The organism is Proteiniphilum sp. UBA5384 (assembly GCF_002410825.1).
In the GTDB taxonomy this organism is placed as follows: domain Bacteria; phylum Bacteroidota; class Bacteroidia; order Bacteroidales; family Dysgonomonadaceae; genus Proteiniphilum.
The window spans coordinates 24,502-41,955 of the sequence record NZ_DHOS01000075.1 but is presented as its reverse complement, the minus strand read 5'-3'; the positions used below and the strand labels follow the sequence as shown (position 1 = coordinate 41,955).

The following is a 17,454-nucleotide window of genomic DNA, read 5'->3' as shown; positions in this document are numbered from 1 at the left end:
TATGTCTTGGTAACCATAAAGTTACGAAATAATATCCAATCAACCAGCTGATATTCAATATATTATATTAATATTTCTAAATTCAAAACAGATTCTTAAAAAGAATTTATTGATTATGAAACAAAAAAAATTATTCATGGTCGCCATTATCTTGTTACTATAAGTTTCTTCATTGGCTGTTCCGACAAGGAAAATATTCTGGATGTCAATGATGTAGAAAATACTCTTGACAGGATAATTTTGCAAAAAAGGAATGCAAACTATCCTCTTCCAATTTATGATGAACCTAAGTCAAGAGCACTACAAACCAGAACCGAAACTACTGATTTTAAAAGTTTTCTTGGGAGTTCTTTCAGATTGAGAGAGTTTCCATATGAAGATGGTGTAAATATAGGCTCTCCAGTTATAGATATGCCTAAATATTTAGCTGATTATCCAAACGCCGTCAAATCTCTTCCCGCAAAAAAATCCGATACCGATTATTCTTCTTATGCAGGCTACGATAGATACGAAATAAAAATCAATAAAAGTAAGACTATCAGTAGTGGATTTAAGTTGGATTTTAAAGTTTTCTCAATAAGTTCAAAGAAAAAAAGTACCGAAATTTTTAAAGGTTCGATCATACAAGAAAGCAAACGGGTGAATGGCGAATTGAGTGTAAAATTTTATGATAGATATTATGAATTCGTATTACCCGTGAGCATTCGAGATGAAGTTTTTGAAGATTATATGGATAAATCATTTTTGAACATGCTATATCGACTTTCGACAGATGAATTAATCGAAGAGTATGGTGCTTTCGTCTTAATAAAATTTTATTCAGGAGCACAAGCATATGCTCTCTATGAGGCAGAGTCCAAAACAGACACTCATAATGAAGAAAGCATAATTGAGAAAAATCTTGATCGTGAAATCAATGCAACTATTGATTTGAAAGAAAATAACAATAAAAAAAGCACATTAAGTGCCTCCAATGATGATTATCAACGCTTCGTATTAGGAAGAACTCCCGGTACAGAACAATTTGAAACCAATTCGTTTACGAAAGTTCAATTCTCTATACGGACAGTGGGCGGATTACCAGCCTATTCAAAATTCACCACACCTAAAAACATTGATGAAACCAACTTTGATATTACTAATTGGTGTAATTCTTTAGCAAATAAAGAAGAACTTACTATAGCTGCTTTGCCTGAAAAATCGCTTATTCCTTTAGCCGACTTCATAGAGGAAGATAATTTAAAGAATGCTCTATACCGATACTATGAATTCGGTCCTACGCCCGAAAATAAATTCAAATATATGCAGGAGCCTTGCATAAGCATAAGAATGGTCTTTTATAATCAGCAAATAGCTGTTTATGAAACAAGCATAAAAACAAGATATGGAGAGTATATTCCATTAAAAAGAGCATCCATGTTTCCGACACAAGCTTCAGCATATTTAGTGGAAGAAGCCGAAAGAATAAAGAAAATTTTTCCAAATCTGGCAATTGAGGGTTTGCCAAACTATTACAAGACATTAGATGATAGTCAAAATTCTCTATATGCGAATGTTTCGGATGATATTAATGAATTTGATATGGATAATATGACTAAATTCATAGATTCAAGCACCGGCAAAATTTATCTTCTAACTTCCGTACAAGCCACCGGCAAAAAAATAGCTTATACACTATACAACGACAAAGTGGTCAAATCCTATATATTTCAAAACCTTATAAATAGTTTGCCAGTTAACAATAGTATCAGCTTAGAAACTATAAGAAAAAATCACTATAAAGTTGCTTTATAAGAAGAACTTTGTTACGCTAAATCGAAAAGAGCCCCCGTATTAAATCAAAAAACGTGGGGCTCTTTTTATATTCTCCTGCCACCGGAATAAACTACAAACCTCATGCCTAAACCGACTCATTCTCGAATCATCCACCCCTAAGCATGGGCGATAAAATCGCGAAATCCCATAATATTTTTCCATTCCATTTCAGAATATTGAGACAGTAATTCACTTCTACTCCGTCTCTCGATTTTCTTGATCTCTTCACCCACAGCCATAAGCCTTATCGCAGTAATGTCGAGTGCATCTACTCCGGAAGGGGTTTTAAGGAAATCATCAACGGTTTCAATCCACGAAGTACGATCAATAATATGCAATAGCGACTTTTCGATATTGTGCAACCCATTTATGATCAGTTCCAAATCATACATAAATAACCTCCTTTTCAATCTGACTCCTGAATTGTAAGGGCATATATTCAGTTTTACGTACTACATCTACGGGAGAACCTAATATCTCTTCCAAACGATGTTTTATACCTATGAGCGATAACAAGTCTAAGACGGGAGCTTCTATCAGAACGTCCACATCACTATCTTCTGTCTGTTGGCCACGTGCTACTGAACCGAAAATCCCAATCCGAGAAATTCCGTATTCTGCACCATGCTCTGAAACAAAACTGCGCAATAATCTTATATATTCTTCGCGCGTTGCCATTAATCTGTTTAAATCAGTTGCTACAAAAATAGTGAAAGGTGAGAGAAAAACCAAACTTGTTTGAGTTTTTCTAAGGGGCGCATCCTGATATGTCATTATAGTTGTTTCTATCCGATTACAAAATAACTAACTATTTGTAGAAGCTAAAGCCTTGCACTGAAAAAGTGCATGATTTTCACTGACGAACTTTAAAACAAAATAATTCGGGAAAGAATAGCTTTTCAACCTGTTTTGTGCTATTTTTGTATAGGAAAAGACTCTTTATGTGCCTGCATCTTGTTCGCACGATTTGACTTATGAAACGGAAAATATTTTTTTGCATGTTGTTGGCAATTACTTTTGCCTGCAGTTCGGATGACCCTATCAATGGTATTGATAATCCGGAGGAAATAGTAGATAATCCGGAGGACAATACTCCCGAAGCAAAAACCGATATATTTTTCACGCCTTATACCCATTCGGGAATCAAAGATGGCGACTACTCCCAATACTGGGGAACGGGGCAGAAAGAGGGTACCAGACTGAGAGGCGACTCCCTATCGGCAGACCGGCCGGTTATTGACATTGAAAGAGTCTTCACCGAAGAACCCCATTTTTTCGAGGCGAGAAAACTCCTCACCTCCGAATATCAATCTTTCGTAGTAGCTGATCCAAAACAATATGTGCAAGTTACCTCTTTCAGCGATAAAGGACTCGATGAATTGCTACCATCCGGTAAATTAAACCGACCGGGACGACTATTTGCGGAGGTGGTCAATGAAAGAATTGAAATATTATACAGGTCCATGGCCTCTACTTACATAAAAGGGATAATCGCCGAAAAATATCTCCTTCCCGAATTTTTAGACAAGCTGCATCACAACAGTATCGACAAGGTAATCGATGATTACGGTTCTTATCTTCTTATGAATTTCGTGACAGGATACAAAACTGTGGCATTCTATACCGGATTATACCGGGGAGAAGCCTCCGATTCCGAAAAAAAGGCGGCATTTTCTTCTTATATCTCCGGCATAAACCACACGGAAGAAGCCGTGGATAAGGAAGGAAACTCGGTCCGTAATGAATATATATACACTGACCAGAAAAGTAAGGATCCGAACATCACCGATGTGGAGATATCCATCCAAAATATAGGTGGAGGCGGAGAATTCCGGGAGTTGTCGCATCTGGCGAAGGTAGATAAAATCAAGGTGCACCTTACTCCCTGGGCTAAGACTTTTAATAACGACAACCTGGCTCTCATTGCGGACGAGGATCAAGGACTTCAACCGCTCTATGATTTCTTGTTGGAAGAGAATTTCAAGGAGAGGGCAAAAGAATATATCGACGAAAACAAAACGCCGCCTGCTATGCAGGAACCCCGTATCGAAATTGTAAACCAAAGCGATAACGGGAAGAGTTATCTCCATGTCTGTCTCGTAACCCGTTTCGGGGATAACGTGCTGATTGATTCCCGGGAACTCTCCCCGGGTGAAGACGCTACCCAACTGGCAGCGGAGATAAAAGAGGAGAAACAGAAGTTCTACCGGTTGAATATCCTTTACCGGGAAGCAAAACCTTCCGAAACCATCAAGGCTTTTTCATTCAATGGAATGGATGAGACGAAAATGAAAAAAATTGTCCGGAACGGGATGACCTATCTGCAGTATTCGAAGGGAACAGACCGGTATGCTTTTTCCGTTTATGACAAGCAGATAATGGATGCCTACGGGATAAAGGAATGGGTGGACGGAATGGAAGAGAGTGATAAATTATATTCCCAACGGTGTATATTCATAGGATTGTGACATGGAAAAAGTATTGCTACACTGCTGTTGCGCCCCTTGTTCGGCCGCTATCATAGAATGGATGATGATGCACGATATGCGTCCCACATTGTTCTATTTCAATCCCAATATCTTCCCGGAAGAGGAGTACCTGAAACGGAAGAACGAATGCACACGGTACGCGGAGTCGTTGGGTCTTGAGATTATCGATGGCGACTACGATCATGCCGAATGGCTCCAACGAATTAAAGGCCTCGAAAATGAACCGGAAAGGGGTAATCGCTGTCGCCGCTGTTTTGAAATACGCCTGCAGGCTACCGCACTCCTCGCCGCACAATCCGGTTTTCCTGTGTTTACCACTACCCTTGCCTCTTCCCGTTGGAAAAACCTTGTGCATATATTCGAAGCGGGCAACCGGGCCGCCTCCACGGTCGAGAATGTGACTTTCTGGGATAAGAACTGGCGAAAAGAGGGATTGACCGAACGACGAAATATATTGTTACAGGAGAATAACTTTTATAACCAGCAATATTGCGGTTGCGAATTCAGCATAAGGAAGTAAAATTCACCAAATCGATTTCGTGATCCGAGAAAACCGCACTTACGAGTGTGAAATATTCAGGCAAAACAAGATTTTCGCTCCATATAAGTGTGATACCCAGAAGCTCGGATGTGGTTCTCGCAATGTCGAACCCGTATGCTTCTAACGAAGATCGAGCTTTTTCAGGGAAAATACACTCCTGACCTTTACTCCGTGTACACTCTTCCTTACTGCATAGAAAACAACTTCCCGCAAAAAAAACCAGACTGCCGGGATATTGCTTCTCAAGACCGAGTAATCGTCCATCTATACCTTTACGGGTCTCTTCCATTATACAGTATGAAATATCCTTCTGCTCTTGAGGATTGGTCGGGGTATGGCGTGTAACTTCGTCTATAAACACTTTTGTTCCTACTATATAAACATATTTATAGTTTTCAATGCGGGAGAGCGGCTCAAACCGGTAAGGGGGACATACCCACATAGTACCATACTTGTTGCATTCTTTGCAATATTCTATAAAACGACAGGCGTCCCGGTAATTGTTTATATAATCACAGGCAGAAACCCGTTTTACGATGTTTTTAATTTTCAACATAAGAAACCGTGCAGACAAAATAAAGTCCCAAATATAAAACAAATAAAGAAAAGATATATCTTTGTTTCATGGAAAATAAAGGTTACATCCATATATATACCGGTAACGGACAAGGTAAAACTACTGCTGCGTTCGGGCTTGCAGTCCGGGCATTAGGTGCCGGCAAGAGAGTATATATAGGTCAATTCATCAAAAGTATCAAATATAACGAGACAGATATAGAGAACCTCCACTCGAATGTAAAAATTGAACAGTTTGGCCGGCGTTGCTTTATTGATGGCGATCCTACTTCTGAAGACTTTGATGCAGCCCGTCAAGGATGGAAGAAAAGTAAGCATCTGTTGCATTCCGGACAATATGACCTCGTAATACTCGACGAACTCAATATAGCGCTTCATTATAAACTGCTCGACATGCAAGATGTCATTGAAAGCCTTCAAAATCGACGTACTTCAACAGAAGTGATCATTACTGGAAGATATGCACCTCAAGAGATTATCGACATCGCCGATCTTGTAACCGACATGCGGGAAATAAAACATTATTACACTCAAGGCATTCTATCCCGCAATGGATTTGATAAATAATTTTTTTTGCAGATTGGAAAGGATTCCATATGAAGTGCGCATTATAATTTTCAAAAAGGAAAACTTTTTGATATAAAATAAAACTAAAGTTTTCCATTTATATAAACTTTGTCGATACTTCATAGAAAATAAAATATCTTTTAAGGTGCCAATTCCATTTTTTTATTCGATATTTGTAGCACGTTTTGGTGTTCCGGCGGAGAGGCCTCTCGACCGGAATGAAAAGGGAATCAGGTGTAAGTCCTGAACAGAACCCGCTGCTGTAAACTCATTCAAATGTTTTCGCAATTCTTTTTGCCACTTTTATTTATTTGTAAAGGGAAGGCTGCCGGAAACAGAGTAAGTCAGAAGACCTGCCAAAATAAAAATTGAATTTTCTTTCGGGATGATAAAGAAAATAACATTACGGGAATTTTAAACAACTCTTTCGGTATTTATTTATCAAATGTATGACAGGATTGTTATACGTATTACGTATATAGACTATATTAATTAATTACATACATAACAAATCAAAATAGAACCGACATAAAAGTCATTATGCAAAACAAAGATGATTATTGCGAGTTCCATATGATATGTTTAAAAATCAATAATTTACATATGAAAAAGATCGTCAAGTTTGAAAAAGAAGATTGCAATCCCTGCGTAATGGTATCTCAGTTTCTTGAGAATAAGAACATTGCTTTTGAAGCAATCAATCCGTTCAATAGCCCCGAATTGGCCATGAGGCATAGAGTACGCTCCGTTCCCACTACAATTCTGATTGATGGAAACGAGGAGCTGGCACGCATTGTAGGCTATGATCCGGAGAAGCTAAATGCAATGGCAGCACAGTTATGACCATCTATTACGACAGCAGGACGGGTAACGTGGAACGTTTCGTACGCAAGATAGCGGCCAAAACCGAATGGCAATGCCTGAAAATAACCGGTCAATTGGTCGCATTAAAACCCGGTCACTTGATCACTTATACTACGAAAATTGGTCAGGTCCCGGAATCCACAGAACGGTTCATGCAGACAAACCATTCCTCTATCCTCTCTGTCTCCTCGAGCGGAAATATGAACTGGGGAGCCAATTTCGGACTGGCAGCCGATAAAATTTCTGCAAAATACGATATACCGGTGCTGTTGAAATTCGAACTGTCCGGGTTGGAACGGGAGGTGAATAGCTTTATCGAGAAAGTGAATGCGTATCAGCCTATGTATAATTTTTAATGTACCAAAAGTCTGAATTCTTTACTATAAAAATAGTCTTGGCTCTTGGCTCTTGATTCTAAAAAAATGAAAGTAAAAAACTGGATATTACTCAACAACCAGGTGATGGTGAAAAAGGACGATGAGTTTCAGTTCGGGAAGGACAAAGAGGCGGTGCGCTCCTACTTCCTTGAATATGTGAACAAAAATACCGTCTTCTTTTATACGCTAAAAGAAAAGATTGATTACCTGATCGAAAACAATTATTACGAGAACCTGCTGGAATGGTACTCCTTTGAAGAGGTCAAGCAGGTATACGATTTGATGTACCGTAAGAAATTCCGTTTTCCCTCCTATATCAGTGCATTCAAGTTCTTCCAGAACTATGCGCTGCGGGATGATAGCGGCGAGAAATTCCTGGAGCGGTATGAGGACCGACTGGCGTGCGCAGCCCTCTATCTTGGTCGGGGCGATATTGACAAGGCGATGGAGTATGCCGAACTGTTTATCAATCAGGAATACCAACCCGCCACGCCCACCTTCCTGAATGCCGGCAAAAAGCGGTCGGGAGAGCTGGTCTCCTGCTTCCTCGATGAGATTGGTGACAACTTGAACGGCATCGGCTATGCCATTAACTCTTCAATGAAGCTCTCCTCCATCGGTGGCGGTGTGGCACTCAACCTCTCCAAACTGCGCGGACGCTCCGAAGCGATAAAAGGTGTGGAGGGACGTGCCAGCGGGGTATTGCCGGTGATGAAATTGTTGGAAGATGTCTTCTCTTATGCCAATCAGTTAGGGCAGCGGCCCGGTGCCGGAGCGGTTTATTTGAACGTATTCCACTCCGATATCGAGGAATTCCTCGATTGTAAGAAGATCAACGTAGACGAGAAGGTGCGTATAAAATCGCTTTCCATCGGCGTGGTGGTGCCCGACAAGTTCATGGAGCTTGCCGAAAAGGATGAACCGTTTTATGTGTTCTATCCGCATACCGTCTATCAGGCGTACGGGCAGTACCTCGACGAGATGGATATCAACGAGATGTACACCGAACTGATTGACAATCCCAAAGTGAGGAAGAAAAAACTCAACGCCCGGATGATGCTGGTAAAGATTGCCCAAACACAGAAGGAGAGTGGTTATCCCTACCTTTTCTTTAAGGATAACGCCAATCGTGGGCATGCACTAAAAGATATCGGTGAAGTGAAATTCTCCAACCTCTGTACCGAGATCATGCAGTTATCGGAAGTATCGGAGATCAACGATTATTACGAGGAGGATGTGATCCGTCGCGGTATTTCCTGCAACCTGGGCTCGTTGAACATTGTCACCGTGATGGACAACAAGCGGATCAAGGAAGCGGTAAAAACGGCCATTAGCTCCTTGACGGTAGTTTCGGATATTTCTAATATCGACATCGTTCCTTCCATCAAAAAAGCCAACGAGGAGTTGCACAGCGTGGGACTGGGCGCGATGAACCTGCATGGGCTGTTCGCCAAGAATTTTATCGCATACGAGAGTACGGAGGCGCTCGACTTCTGTAACGTATTTTTCATGATGATGAATTTCTACTCGCTGGAACGCTCCATGGAGATCGCCCGGGAAAGAGGAATTGTCTTCAAGGATTTCGACAAGTCGGAATATGCCAAAGGCACCTATTTCGACAAATATACCGAACAGGAGTACCTGCCTAAAACCGATAAGGTAAAAGCGCTGTTTGAAGGGATTGAAATCCCGGGGATCGAAGAGTGGAAGAGCCTGAAGGAGCAAGTAATGCAACATGGTCTGTATCATGCCTACCGACTGGCGATAGCGCCTAACCAGTCGACGTCGTACATCATGAGTTCCACCGCTTCGGTAATGCCGGTGGTGGATACGATCGAGGTGCGCGAATATGGTGACAGCACATCGTTCTACCCGATGCCCTACCTCACCAACGATAATTATTTCTTCTACAAATCGGCGTATGACATGGACCAGATGAAGGTAATCAGGCTGATCTCGGTGATCCAGCGGCACGTCGACCAGGGTATATCGACCATCCTGCATACCAAGAGCAGCCATACCACCCGCGACCTGGCAAGGTATTATATCTATGCCCATAAAGCGGGATTGAAATCATTGTATTATACCCGGACAAGGAAAACAACAGTCGAGGACTGCATCTCCTGCTCGGTGTAATTGAACAATTGGATTCTCACAAGCATATTTGGAATATGATTGCAAACTAAAGCGGAGACCTTTAGATGTTTTGTGGGGACCCATAGCTCGAAGTGAGCGTAAAAAGAGTAGTTAGCGAAGCGATTTTCTACTCTTTTAGCGGACAAGAGCTGCAATAGGCCACAAAACATCGGCAGTCGGATGCTTTAGTCGCAATCATACAACTGCAAAAAGAAGAATATAAAGAATCATATAATCCAAACAAAATAATGAAACAATTTAAAGCCGTCAACTGGAATACTCCCGAGAACGACTATGTGGAGATGTTCTGGGAACAAAACCTGAAACAGTTCTGGATCGACACCGAATACATCCCCTCGAAAGATATCGACTCCTGGAAGTCACTTTCACCTGAATTGCGTGAAGCCTATAAAAAAGCACTGGGCGGACTCACCCTGCTCGATACCCTGCAAAGCCATACCGGCATGCCAAAGGTGATCGACCATATCGAGGGATTGCAAAATAAATCGGTACTCTCCTATATGTGTATGATGGAGGCCATCCACGCCAAATCCTACTCCACCATCTTCACCACGGTGGCTTCCACCACCGAAATAGATGCCATCTTCGAATGGGCATCCACCAACGAACAGCTCCAATTTAAAGCCAAAACCATCGACAGCTATTACCGGAAACTCGATAAGGAGAACGTCTCGAAAGAAGAGATCTATATGGCACTGGTTGCTTCGGTAATGCTTGAGACCTTCCTGTTCTACAGCGGTTTCTTCCTCCCCCTGTGGCTGGCCGGACAAGGGCAGATGGTGGCCAGTTGCGATATCATCAAAAAGATCATTGCCGACGAGTCGATCCACGGCGTGTTTGTCGGCTTGCTGGCGCAGGAGATATTCAACACTTTCAGCGAAAAGAAAAAGGAAAAACTCAAAGCTGAACTATTCATCCTGATGGATATGCTCTACGAGAACGAAATGAAGTATACCGATCATGTTTACAGTGATGTAGGCCTCGGATCTGAAGTGAAGGAATACATCCGTTACAACGGCAACAAGGCGTTGATGAACCTTGGCTTCGAGCCGCGTTACGAGGTCAGTGAGGTGAATCCCATCGTGCTGAACGGATTGAATGTGGAAACGACGCAACACGATTTCTTCTCCAAAAAATCGACCAACTACGAAAAGACCCTCGAGGTGGTACATCTTCACGACGAGGATTTCGACATGAAAAAAGAATTGGAGATGGAGATTTGATAGTATTCATCTATTTTTCCTTATCTTTGCCGCACAAAAGTTCTTTTTATCATTTCTTCAACCGGTAAGGTGCCCCCTAAAAAGGGATAATAGGGAACCACGTGAGAATCGTGGACTGTCGCGCAACTGTAAGCACGGCCAAAGTTTCCGCCCATAGCAATCCACTGCCCTGTCAATCGGGGTGGGAAGGACGGCGGAAATCGTGCAAGTCAGGAGACCTGCCTTTATTCGGATTGACATTGCTTCGCGATAAAAGTATATGGTCAGGCTCATTCGTTTCTACCTAATTGATCAAGGGCAGAAGTATCTCCTGCATTTACTCCATCTTTTTTATCAGCCGTTGCATTGCAAAAGTTCGGAAAAGACTTTTAGCTTCATGGGTTATTCACTTTAATAAGTTAAAAGAAATGCAAACAAACATTCTTGGCTACCCGCGGATCGGTAGCCGGCGCGAACTCAAAAAAGCCTGCGAAAGTTTCTGGGCGGGCAACATCACCGAAGAGGAACTCCTCAAAACAGGAGCGGATATCAGACAACAAAACCGGTCGCTTCAGAAAGAGTCGGGTATAGACCTTGTCCCGTCGAACGATTTCTCTTTCTACAACCAGGTACTGGATACTACACTGACGGTTGGCGCCATTCCTGCCCGTTACGCTTCACTGCAAAACGACAGGATGGCGCTCTATTTTGCCATGGCGCGCGGTTACCAGCGCGAAGGCAAAGACATTACCGCGATGGAAATGACCAAGTGGTTCGACACGAACTACCACTATATCGTCCCCGAGTTTACCAAAAACCAACATTTCTCCCTCTTTTACAACAAGGCACTCGAAGAGTACCGCGAAGGGAAAGCACAGGGTATCGAAACCAAGCCGGTACTGCTCGGGCCGGTCTCCTATCTCTTGTCGGGCAAGGAAAAAGAAGCCGGATTCCACCGGCTGGAGTTGCTAGAACGGTTACTGCCCATATATATCGAATTACTGAAAGAATTGGAAGAGGCCGGAACGGTATGGGTGCAACTCGACGAACCGTTTCTGGTAACCGATATCGACGAAAAAACAAAAATTGCATATACCGCAGCCTACGATGCCATCAGGAAAGCCTGTCCACGGTTAAAACTGCTGGTCGCCACTTACTTCGAGGGGTTGGGGGACAACACGCCGCTGGCGGTTAACCTTCCGGTGGATGCGCTGCATATCGACCTGGTACGCGCGCCGTCCCAGCTGGATGATGTGCTGGCACAACTGCCGTCGGACAAGATCCTATCATTGGGCGTGGTGGACGGCCGCAATATCTGGAAGAACGATTTCGACCGGTCACTGGAGTTCATCTATAAAGCAGTTGCCGGACTGGGAACTGGACGGGTGATGATCGCCGGATCGTCGTCGTTCCTGCACGTACCCTACGACCTCGACCTGGAAACGGACGAAGAGGCGCTTACGCCCGAAATAAAACAGTGGATGGCTTTCGCCAGGCAAAAGGTGGAAGAACTGGCACTGTTGAAAAAACTGACGGAAGGGGATGCCTCTGTCCGGGGCCGCTTGGAAGAGAACCGTCGGGCGATGGAGAGCAAACGCACCTCCCCGTTGATCCATAACAAAAAGGTGGAAGAACGCTGTGCCGCTGTATCGGACAATGACGCCAGACGGAGAAACCCATTCCCTGTGAGGAAGAAACTACAGCAACAGGAATTGCAGCTTCCCTCCTATCCCACTACCACCATCGGCTCTTTTCCCCAGACGAAAGAGGTGCGCTCCTGGCGGGCGAAATTCAAAAAGGGAGAACTGTCGGCGGAAGAATACGACCGGCTGCTGAAATCCGAAACTAAAAAAACCATCGAATGGCAGGAAAGGATCGGCCTGGATGTGCTGGTGCACGGCGAGTTTGAACGGAACGACATGGTGGAATACTTTGGTGAGCAACTCGATGGCTTTGCCTTTACCCGGTTCGGCTGGGTGCAGAGTTACGGTTCACGGTGTGTGAAGCCGCCCGTTATTTATGGGGATGTGTCCCGTCCCCACCCCATGACCCTCTATTGGACAAACTACGCACAGTTGCTTACAACCAGACCGGTGAAAGGAATGCTCACCGGACCGGTCACCATCCTGCAATGGTCGTTCGTGAGGAACGACCAGGAGCGCTCCAAAACCTGCCTGCAAATAGCATTGTCTATCCGCGACGAAGTGCGTGACCTCGAACAGGCAGGAATCAGGGTCATCCAGATCGATGAACCGGCAATCAAGGAAGGGTTGCCGATCCGCCATAACGACTGGAAGAATTACCTCGACTGGGCTGTAAGATCGTTCTCTATTGCCTCCACGGGCGTAGAAGACAAGACGCAGATCCATACACACATGTGCTATTCTGAATTCAACGATATTATCGAACATATCGCATTGATGGATGCCGATGTGATCACCATTGAATGCTCCCGTTCACAAATGGAACTGCTGGACGCCTTTGTCCGTTTCAGTTACCCAAACGATATTGGCCCAGGAGTGTATGACATCCACTCTCCGCGCGTGCCAACTACAGACGAGATCGTCGACCTGCTGAAAAAAGCCGCCCGCGTTATCCCACAGGAACAGCTATGGGTCAACCCCGACTGCGGACTGAAAACACGAGGCTGGAAAGAGACGGAGGAGTCACTGAGAAGGATGGTAAAAGCTGCCCGATTGATGCGGGAACATTAAAAAATAAAACTAAAACCATATTGTTTTCGATCAAATTATGCACAATAGAGAACAAATTGTGCAAAAAAATTGTTTAAACAGTACCCTTTTTAGGGTGAATTGAAAATCAAGAGTTTCATCTGTTGTAGTTAGTGATGACTGCTATCATAACTTGTTGGATATCAACTATAACTTCTAAAAAATCATTTGGTGTAATTCCATTTTATAATAATGATACAAAAGATTTTAATTGCAAACCGGGGTGAGATTGCCGTACGTGTCATGCGCACCTGTAAGGAGATGGGAATCAGAACCGTGGCTGTTTATTCAGAGGCTGATCGCACGTCAAGGCATGTCTCTTATGCCGATGAAGCAGTATGTATAGGCTTGGCCTCTTCACAAGAGAGCTACTTGAATGTCGATAAAATCATTAACGCGGCAAAACAGTTCAAAGCGGATGCCATTCACCCCGGATATGGGTTTTTGAGTGAAAATGCCGACTTCGCACGCCGTTGCAAGGACGAAGGAATCATTTTTATCGGACCATCTGCAGAGAGCATTGAGGCGATGGGAGACAAGATATCGGCCCGCCGTACAATGATAAAAGCTAAAGTGCCTGTGGTACCCGGCACATCAGAGGATTTGAAACCGAGGGATCTCTTCCGTGTATGCCGCAAAATAGGGTTTCCTGTGATTATCAAAGCAACTGCGGGTGGTGGTGGAAAAGGTATGCGTTTGGTATATGAAGAGAGTCAATTACAGGCAGCGTATGATTCTGCCAAGTCGGAAGCAAGGGCTTCATTCGGGAACGACTCGGTCTATATCGAAAAATATATAGAATCGCCCCACCATATCGAAATACAGTTTTTGGGGGATTCGCATGGGAATGTGATACATCTGTTCGACCGTGAGTGCTCGGTGCAACGACGTCATCAGAAAATTGTGGAAGAAAGTCCATCCCCTTTTATCGATGAGAAGACCCGCCTGGCGATGGGCGCAATTGCTGTCAAAGCAGCCAAATCTATCGGTTATGTCGGAGCAGGCACCATTGAATTTTTGGTGGACGGGGATATGAATTTCTATTTTCTTGAAATGAATACCCGTCTTCAGGTGGAACATCCTATTACAGAAGAGGTATTGGGTGTGGACCTGGTAAAAGAGCAGATTCATATCGCCAACGGAAAAAAACTGCGCTTGCGTCAGAAGAATTTACACCAACGCGGACATGCCATCGAGTGCCGCATATGTGCGGAAGATCCCGAGAAAAATTTCGCTCCGTCGCCCGGTACCATCCGGCATATCCAGACACCTGAAGGAATAGGTGTGCGGGTGGATAGTTTTATTTATGACGGGTATGAGATTCCGGTCTATTACGATTCTATGCTTGGCAAGCTGATCGTGTGGGCTACCAGTCGTATTTATGCGCTGGAACGGATGCGCCGTGTCTTATATGAATACAAGATCACGGGCGTAAAGACCAATATCGATTACCTCCGCCGTATCATGGATACGCGTGACTTTGTGAAAGGTAATTATACCACTCATTTTATCGAGGACAACAGCAAGAAGTTGCATAAAAGTGCAGTGAATGACAACGAGATTGAAGATATGGCCATCATTGCCGCTTATATTGATTATATAGTAAATAACAATGATGCGCCGTCATCTTCGCTTACCGACAACCTTCCCATAAGCCGATGGCGTGCCTTTGGCAAACAAAAAGGAGTTTTGAGGATATAATTTGATCAGGAATAGAAGAATACTTAACTTTTATTTATCAAAAGTCTTGATTCTTAGTTCTTGAATCTTTAAAGAAACAAGGTTAAAACCCAACTGTTTCATCCCATTTTTAAACGGAAAAAAACGTTTCGGGATGCTTGGTTCTAAATTATAAAACGATGAAAGCTAAAATAGGAGACAGAACATGCGAGGTGGAACTGATTTCAAAAGATGAAAATAAAGTGGAAATCTCGCTGGACGGAAAAATATATGACATCGATGTGGTGATGTCAGAAAACGGATTCTGTTCTATCCTCCATGAGGGACGATCGTACAACGCCGAATCGGTGCGCCACTCAGAAGGGAAATACACCATCACTACCAATTTCCGTTATTTTGACATCGAACTGTCTAATCCGCAGAAAAAATACTTAAGAGGGCGGCAAGCAGCTGTGGAAGAAGCACAGGAAACCATCACATCTCCCATGCCGGGAAAAATCATAAAAGTAATGGCGTCCGAAGGTATGGAAGTGAAGCAGGGTGATCCACTTATTGTGGTGGAAGCCATGAAGATGCAGAGCACTTATACGGCAGCACAGAATGCCGTTGTGGAGAAGATACATGTTGAGGAAGGCGATTCGGTGGCACGAGATCAGTTACTCATCTCTTTTAAAACCGACTATTCCGACAAGTAAAGTAATAAGAACAGAACATAGGCGCTTGCTTGAGAGTTCGTCGTTACAAGCTTGAGAGTTCTGTCGTTACAAGAAAGAGCCTGATTTTAATGAATTAAAATAGCAATAATGACACTACAGGAAATATATCACTCTTTTGAGGAAAAAGACAAAGCTGCCGAATTGGGTGGTGGAGAGAAAGCGATTGAAAAACAAAAGAATGCCGGTAAACAAACAGCCCGTGAGCGGATCGACATGCTGTTGGACGAGAATACGTTTGTGGAAATAGATAAATTTGTGTTTCATGAATGTCATGATTATGGCATGCAAAACAAGCGCATAGCGGGAGACGGAGTTGTAACCGGCTACGGAAAAATAGAAGGGCGACTGGTATATGTATATGCCTACGATTTCACGGTATACGGTGGTTCTTTGAGCCGCACGAATGCCAATAAAATTGTAAAAGTACAAAAACTGGCAATGAAAAACGGTGCTCCTGTTATTGCGCTGAACGACTCGGGCGGTGCACGTATTCAGGAGGGAGTTATGGCACTCAGCGGATATTCCGATATTTTTTACCAGAACATCAAAGCTTCGGGTGTTGTACCGCAAATTTCCGCTATTCTGGGACCTTGTGCCGGCGGGGCCTGCTATTCCCCTGCTCTCACCGACTTTATCTTTATGGTGAAAGAGAAGAGCTACATGTTTGTCACGGGACCAGATGTCGTGAAGACGGTCACCCATGAAGAGCTGACCAAAGAGGAGTTGGGAGGTGCCAATACCCATGCTTCTAAAAGCGGCGTGGCTCACTTTGTGGGTGAGGATGAAGAGGAAACATTGATGATGATTCGTGAATTATTGAGTTTCCTTCCTTCCAATAATATGGAAGATCCGCCGATAGTGCCCACACAGGATAGCATTCATCGTGAGTCACCCGACTTGCAGACGTTGATTCCCGACGATCCCAATATCCCCTATGACATGAAAAAACTCATTGAGGAGGTGGTGGATGAACATTACTTCTTCGAGATCATGTCGCAATTTGCGCAAAATATTGTGGTGGGGTTTGCACGGTTAGGAGGTCGATCGGTGGGGATCGTCGCCAATCAACCGGCCTATCTGGCGGGGGTGCTTGATATCGATGCGTCGGACAAGGCAGCGCGGTTTATACGTTTCTGCGACTGCTTCGATATCCCTATCATCACTTTTGAAGATGTGCCGGGTTTCCTTCCCGGGCGCGACCAAGAACACAATGGTATTATTCGTCACGGTGCCAAAATTGTCTTCGCCTATGTGGAAGCTACCATACCCAAAATAACACTGATTACCCGGAAAGCCTATGGGGGAGCATACATTGTCATGTCGTCAAAAGAATCGGGCGCGGATGTGAACCTGGCTTATCCGAATGCCGAAATTGCAGTGATGGGTGCGGCCGGTGCGGTAAACGTACTTTATCGCTCATCGAATGAGGAAGAGCGCCAAAAAGCATTGAACGAATACAACGAATTGTTTTCCAACCCTTATCGGGCTGCAGAGAAAGGATATGTCGACGAGATTATCTTGCCGAAAGATACCCGCTATAAACTGATCCAGGCATTGGAAATGACGGCCAATAAAACAGAGACCAATCCACCTAAGAAGCATGGTAATATGCCGTTGTAGGAAAGTTTTTTTCAGTCTTATTGGCAAAACAGGGATTATATCACCTCGATAAGTGCACATCACAATTCCCAAAATAGAAAACTTTGTATAATTTTTCCACAGCCCATATTGGCACAAT

General features: G+C 43.7%; 14 protein-coding genes, 1 pseudogene and 2 riboswitches. Of the genes and pseudogenes, 12 read left to right on the top strand and 3 right to left on the bottom strand.

Features of this window, described 5'->3' with window-relative positions:
- Window positions 1-240 precede the first annotated feature (240 nt).
- Window positions 241-1,794: a hypothetical protein gene (locus tag B4G81_RS15045; RefSeq protein WP_294083948.1), complete on the top strand. Its 1,554-nt coding sequence runs from the start codon at window positions 241-243 to the stop codon at window positions 1,792-1,794.
- A gap of 137 nt (window positions 1,795-1,931) precedes the next feature.
- On the opposite strand, the gene B4G81_RS15040 is transcribed toward B4G81_RS15045, so the two are convergent.
- Window positions 1,932-2,207 carry an antitoxin gene (locus tag B4G81_RS15040; protein ID WP_294083946.1) on the bottom strand — a complete coding sequence of 92 codons (276 nt, stop codon included), beginning with the start codon at window positions 2,205-2,207 and terminating at the stop codon, window positions 1,932-1,934.
- The gene (locus B4G81_RS15035; RefSeq protein WP_349678764.1) at window positions 2,200-2,589 is read right to left on the bottom strand and encodes a nucleotidyltransferase family protein; all 390 of its coding nucleotides are present in this window, start codon (window positions 2,587-2,589) and stop codon (window positions 2,200-2,202) included. Before B4G81_RS15035 ends, B4G81_RS15040 begins: the two co-directional genes overlap by 8 nt.
- 200 nt (window positions 2,590-2,789) lie before the next feature.
- On the opposite strand from B4G81_RS15035, the gene B4G81_RS15030 reads away from it, so the two are divergent.
- Both B4G81_RS15030 and B4G81_RS15025 read left to right on the top strand, forming a co-directional pair.
- Window positions 2,790-4,283 carry a hypothetical protein gene (locus tag B4G81_RS15030; RefSeq protein ID WP_294083944.1) on the top strand — a complete coding sequence of 498 codons (1,494 nt, stop codon included), beginning with the start codon at window positions 2,790-2,792 and terminating at the stop codon, window positions 4,281-4,283.
- A 1-nt stretch (window position 4,284) separates the two neighbouring features.
- A complete protein-coding gene (locus B4G81_RS15025; RefSeq protein WP_294083942.1) occupies window positions 4,285-4,824 on the top strand; it encodes an epoxyqueuosine reductase QueH in 540 nt (179 codons plus the stop codon).
- Here B4G81_RS15025 and B4G81_RS15020 read toward each other — a convergent pair.
- Window positions 4,808-5,401 carry a DUF2284 domain-containing protein gene (locus B4G81_RS15020; protein WP_294083940.1) on the bottom strand — a complete coding sequence of 198 codons (594 nt, stop codon included), beginning with the start codon at window positions 5,399-5,401 and terminating at the stop codon, window positions 4,808-4,810. The genes B4G81_RS15025 and B4G81_RS15020 overlap by 17 nt on opposite strands.
- A gap of 44 nt (window positions 5,402-5,445) precedes the next feature.
- On the opposite strand from B4G81_RS15020, the pseudogene cobO reads away from it, so the two are divergent.
- The 9 genes and pseudogenes from cobO to B4G81_RS14975 form a co-directional block, all read left to right on the top strand.
- Window positions 5,446-5,988 (top strand): annotated as a pseudogene (gene cobO, locus B4G81_RS15015) (cob(I)yrinic acid a,c-diamide adenosyltransferase); the annotation flags it as partial.
- Window positions 5,989-6,157: 169 nt separating this feature from the next.
- Window positions 6,158-6,363: riboswitch (cobalamin riboswitch) on the top strand.
- A 228-nt stretch (window positions 6,364-6,591) separates the two neighbouring features.
- Complete coding sequence (locus tag B4G81_RS15010; protein ID WP_349678763.1) at window positions 6,592-6,831, top strand: thioredoxin family protein; 240 nt, start codon at window positions 6,592-6,594, stop codon at window positions 6,829-6,831.
- Window positions 6,828-7,208, top strand: a complete 381-nt coding sequence (nrdI, locus tag B4G81_RS15005; protein ID WP_294083936.1) for a class Ib ribonucleoside-diphosphate reductase assembly flavoprotein NrdI — start codon at window positions 6,828-6,830, stop codon at window positions 7,206-7,208. The genes B4G81_RS15010 and nrdI overlap by 4 nt, the downstream gene beginning before the upstream one ends.
- Window positions 7,209-7,274: 66 nt before the next feature.
- Entirely contained in the window at window positions 7,275-9,365 is a 2,091-nt protein-coding gene (nrdE, locus tag B4G81_RS15000) for a class 1b ribonucleoside-diphosphate reductase subunit alpha (RefSeq protein ID WP_294083934.1), read from the top strand.
- Between the two features lie 248 nt (window positions 9,366-9,613).
- Complete coding sequence (gene nrdF, locus B4G81_RS14995; RefSeq protein WP_294083932.1) at window positions 9,614-10,609, top strand: class 1b ribonucleoside-diphosphate reductase subunit beta; 996 nt, start codon at window positions 9,614-9,616, stop codon at window positions 10,607-10,609.
- Between the two features lie 52 nt (window positions 10,610-10,661).
- A riboswitch (cobalamin riboswitch) is annotated at window positions 10,662-10,849 on the top strand.
- A 167-nt stretch (window positions 10,850-11,016) separates the two neighbouring features.
- Window positions 11,017-13,302, top strand: coding sequence for a 5-methyltetrahydropteroyltriglutamate--homocysteine S-methyltransferase (gene metE / locus B4G81_RS14990; protein ID WP_294083930.1), 2,286 nt, complete (start codon window positions 11,017-11,019; stop codon window positions 13,300-13,302).
- Window positions 13,303-13,512: 210 nt separating this feature from the next.
- The gene (gene accC, locus B4G81_RS14985) at window positions 13,513-15,021 is read left to right on the top strand and encodes an acetyl-CoA carboxylase biotin carboxylase subunit (protein ID WP_294083928.1); all 1,509 of its coding nucleotides are present in this window, start codon (window positions 13,513-13,515) and stop codon (window positions 15,019-15,021) included.
- A gap of 158 nt (window positions 15,022-15,179) precedes the next feature.
- Window positions 15,180-15,695, top strand: coding sequence for a biotin/lipoyl-containing protein (locus B4G81_RS14980; protein WP_294083926.1), 516 nt, complete (start codon window positions 15,180-15,182; stop codon window positions 15,693-15,695).
- Window positions 15,696-15,803: 108 nt separating this feature from the next.
- A complete protein-coding gene (locus B4G81_RS14975) occupies window positions 15,804-17,336 on the top strand; it encodes an acyl-CoA carboxylase subunit beta (protein ID WP_294083924.1) in 1,533 nt (510 codons plus the stop codon).
- Window positions 17,337-17,454 lie beyond the last annotated feature (118 nt).

Bases quoted from the DNA above. Each gene is read 5' to 3' on its own strand.
- B4G81_RS14975 (WP_294083924.1), top strand. From the start codon at position 15,804: ATGACACTACAGGAAATATATCACTCTTTTGAGGAAAAAGACAAAGCT.
- nrdF (WP_294083932.1), top strand. From the start codon at position 9,614: ATGAAACAATTTAAAGCCGTCAACTGGAATACTCCCGAGAACGACTAT.
- B4G81_RS15025 (WP_294083942.1), top strand. From the start codon at position 4,285: ATGGAAAAAGTATTGCTACACTGCTGTTGCGCCCCTTGTTCGGCCGCT.
- B4G81_RS15040 (WP_294083946.1), bottom strand. From the start codon at position 2,207: ATGTATGATTTGGAACTGATCATAAATGGGTTGCACAATATCGAAAAG.
- B4G81_RS15030 (WP_294083944.1), top strand. From the start codon at position 2,790: ATGAAACGGAAAATATTTTTTTGCATGTTGTTGGCAATTACTTTTGCC.
- B4G81_RS14980 (WP_294083926.1), top strand. From the start codon at position 15,180: ATGAAAGCTAAAATAGGAGACAGAACATGCGAGGTGGAACTGATTTCA.
- metE (WP_294083930.1), top strand. From the start codon at position 11,017: ATGCAAACAAACATTCTTGGCTACCCGCGGATCGGTAGCCGGCGCGAA.
- B4G81_RS15035 (WP_349678764.1), bottom strand. From the start codon at position 2,589: ATGACATATCAGGATGCGCCCCTTAGAAAAACTCAAACAAGTTTGGTT.
- B4G81_RS15020 (WP_294083940.1), bottom strand. From the start codon at position 5,401: ATGTTGAAAATTAAAAACATCGTAAAACGGGTTTCTGCCTGTGATTAT.
- B4G81_RS15010 (WP_349678763.1), top strand. From the start codon at position 6,592: ATGAAAAAGATCGTCAAGTTTGAAAAAGAAGATTGCAATCCCTGCGTA.
- accC (WP_294083928.1), top strand. From the start codon at position 13,513: ATGATACAAAAGATTTTAATTGCAAACCGGGGTGAGATTGCCGTACGT.
- nrdE (WP_294083934.1), top strand. From the start codon at position 7,275: ATGAAAGTAAAAAACTGGATATTACTCAACAACCAGGTGATGGTGAAA.
- nrdI (WP_294083936.1), top strand. From the start codon at position 6,828: ATGACCATCTATTACGACAGCAGGACGGGTAACGTGGAACGTTTCGTA.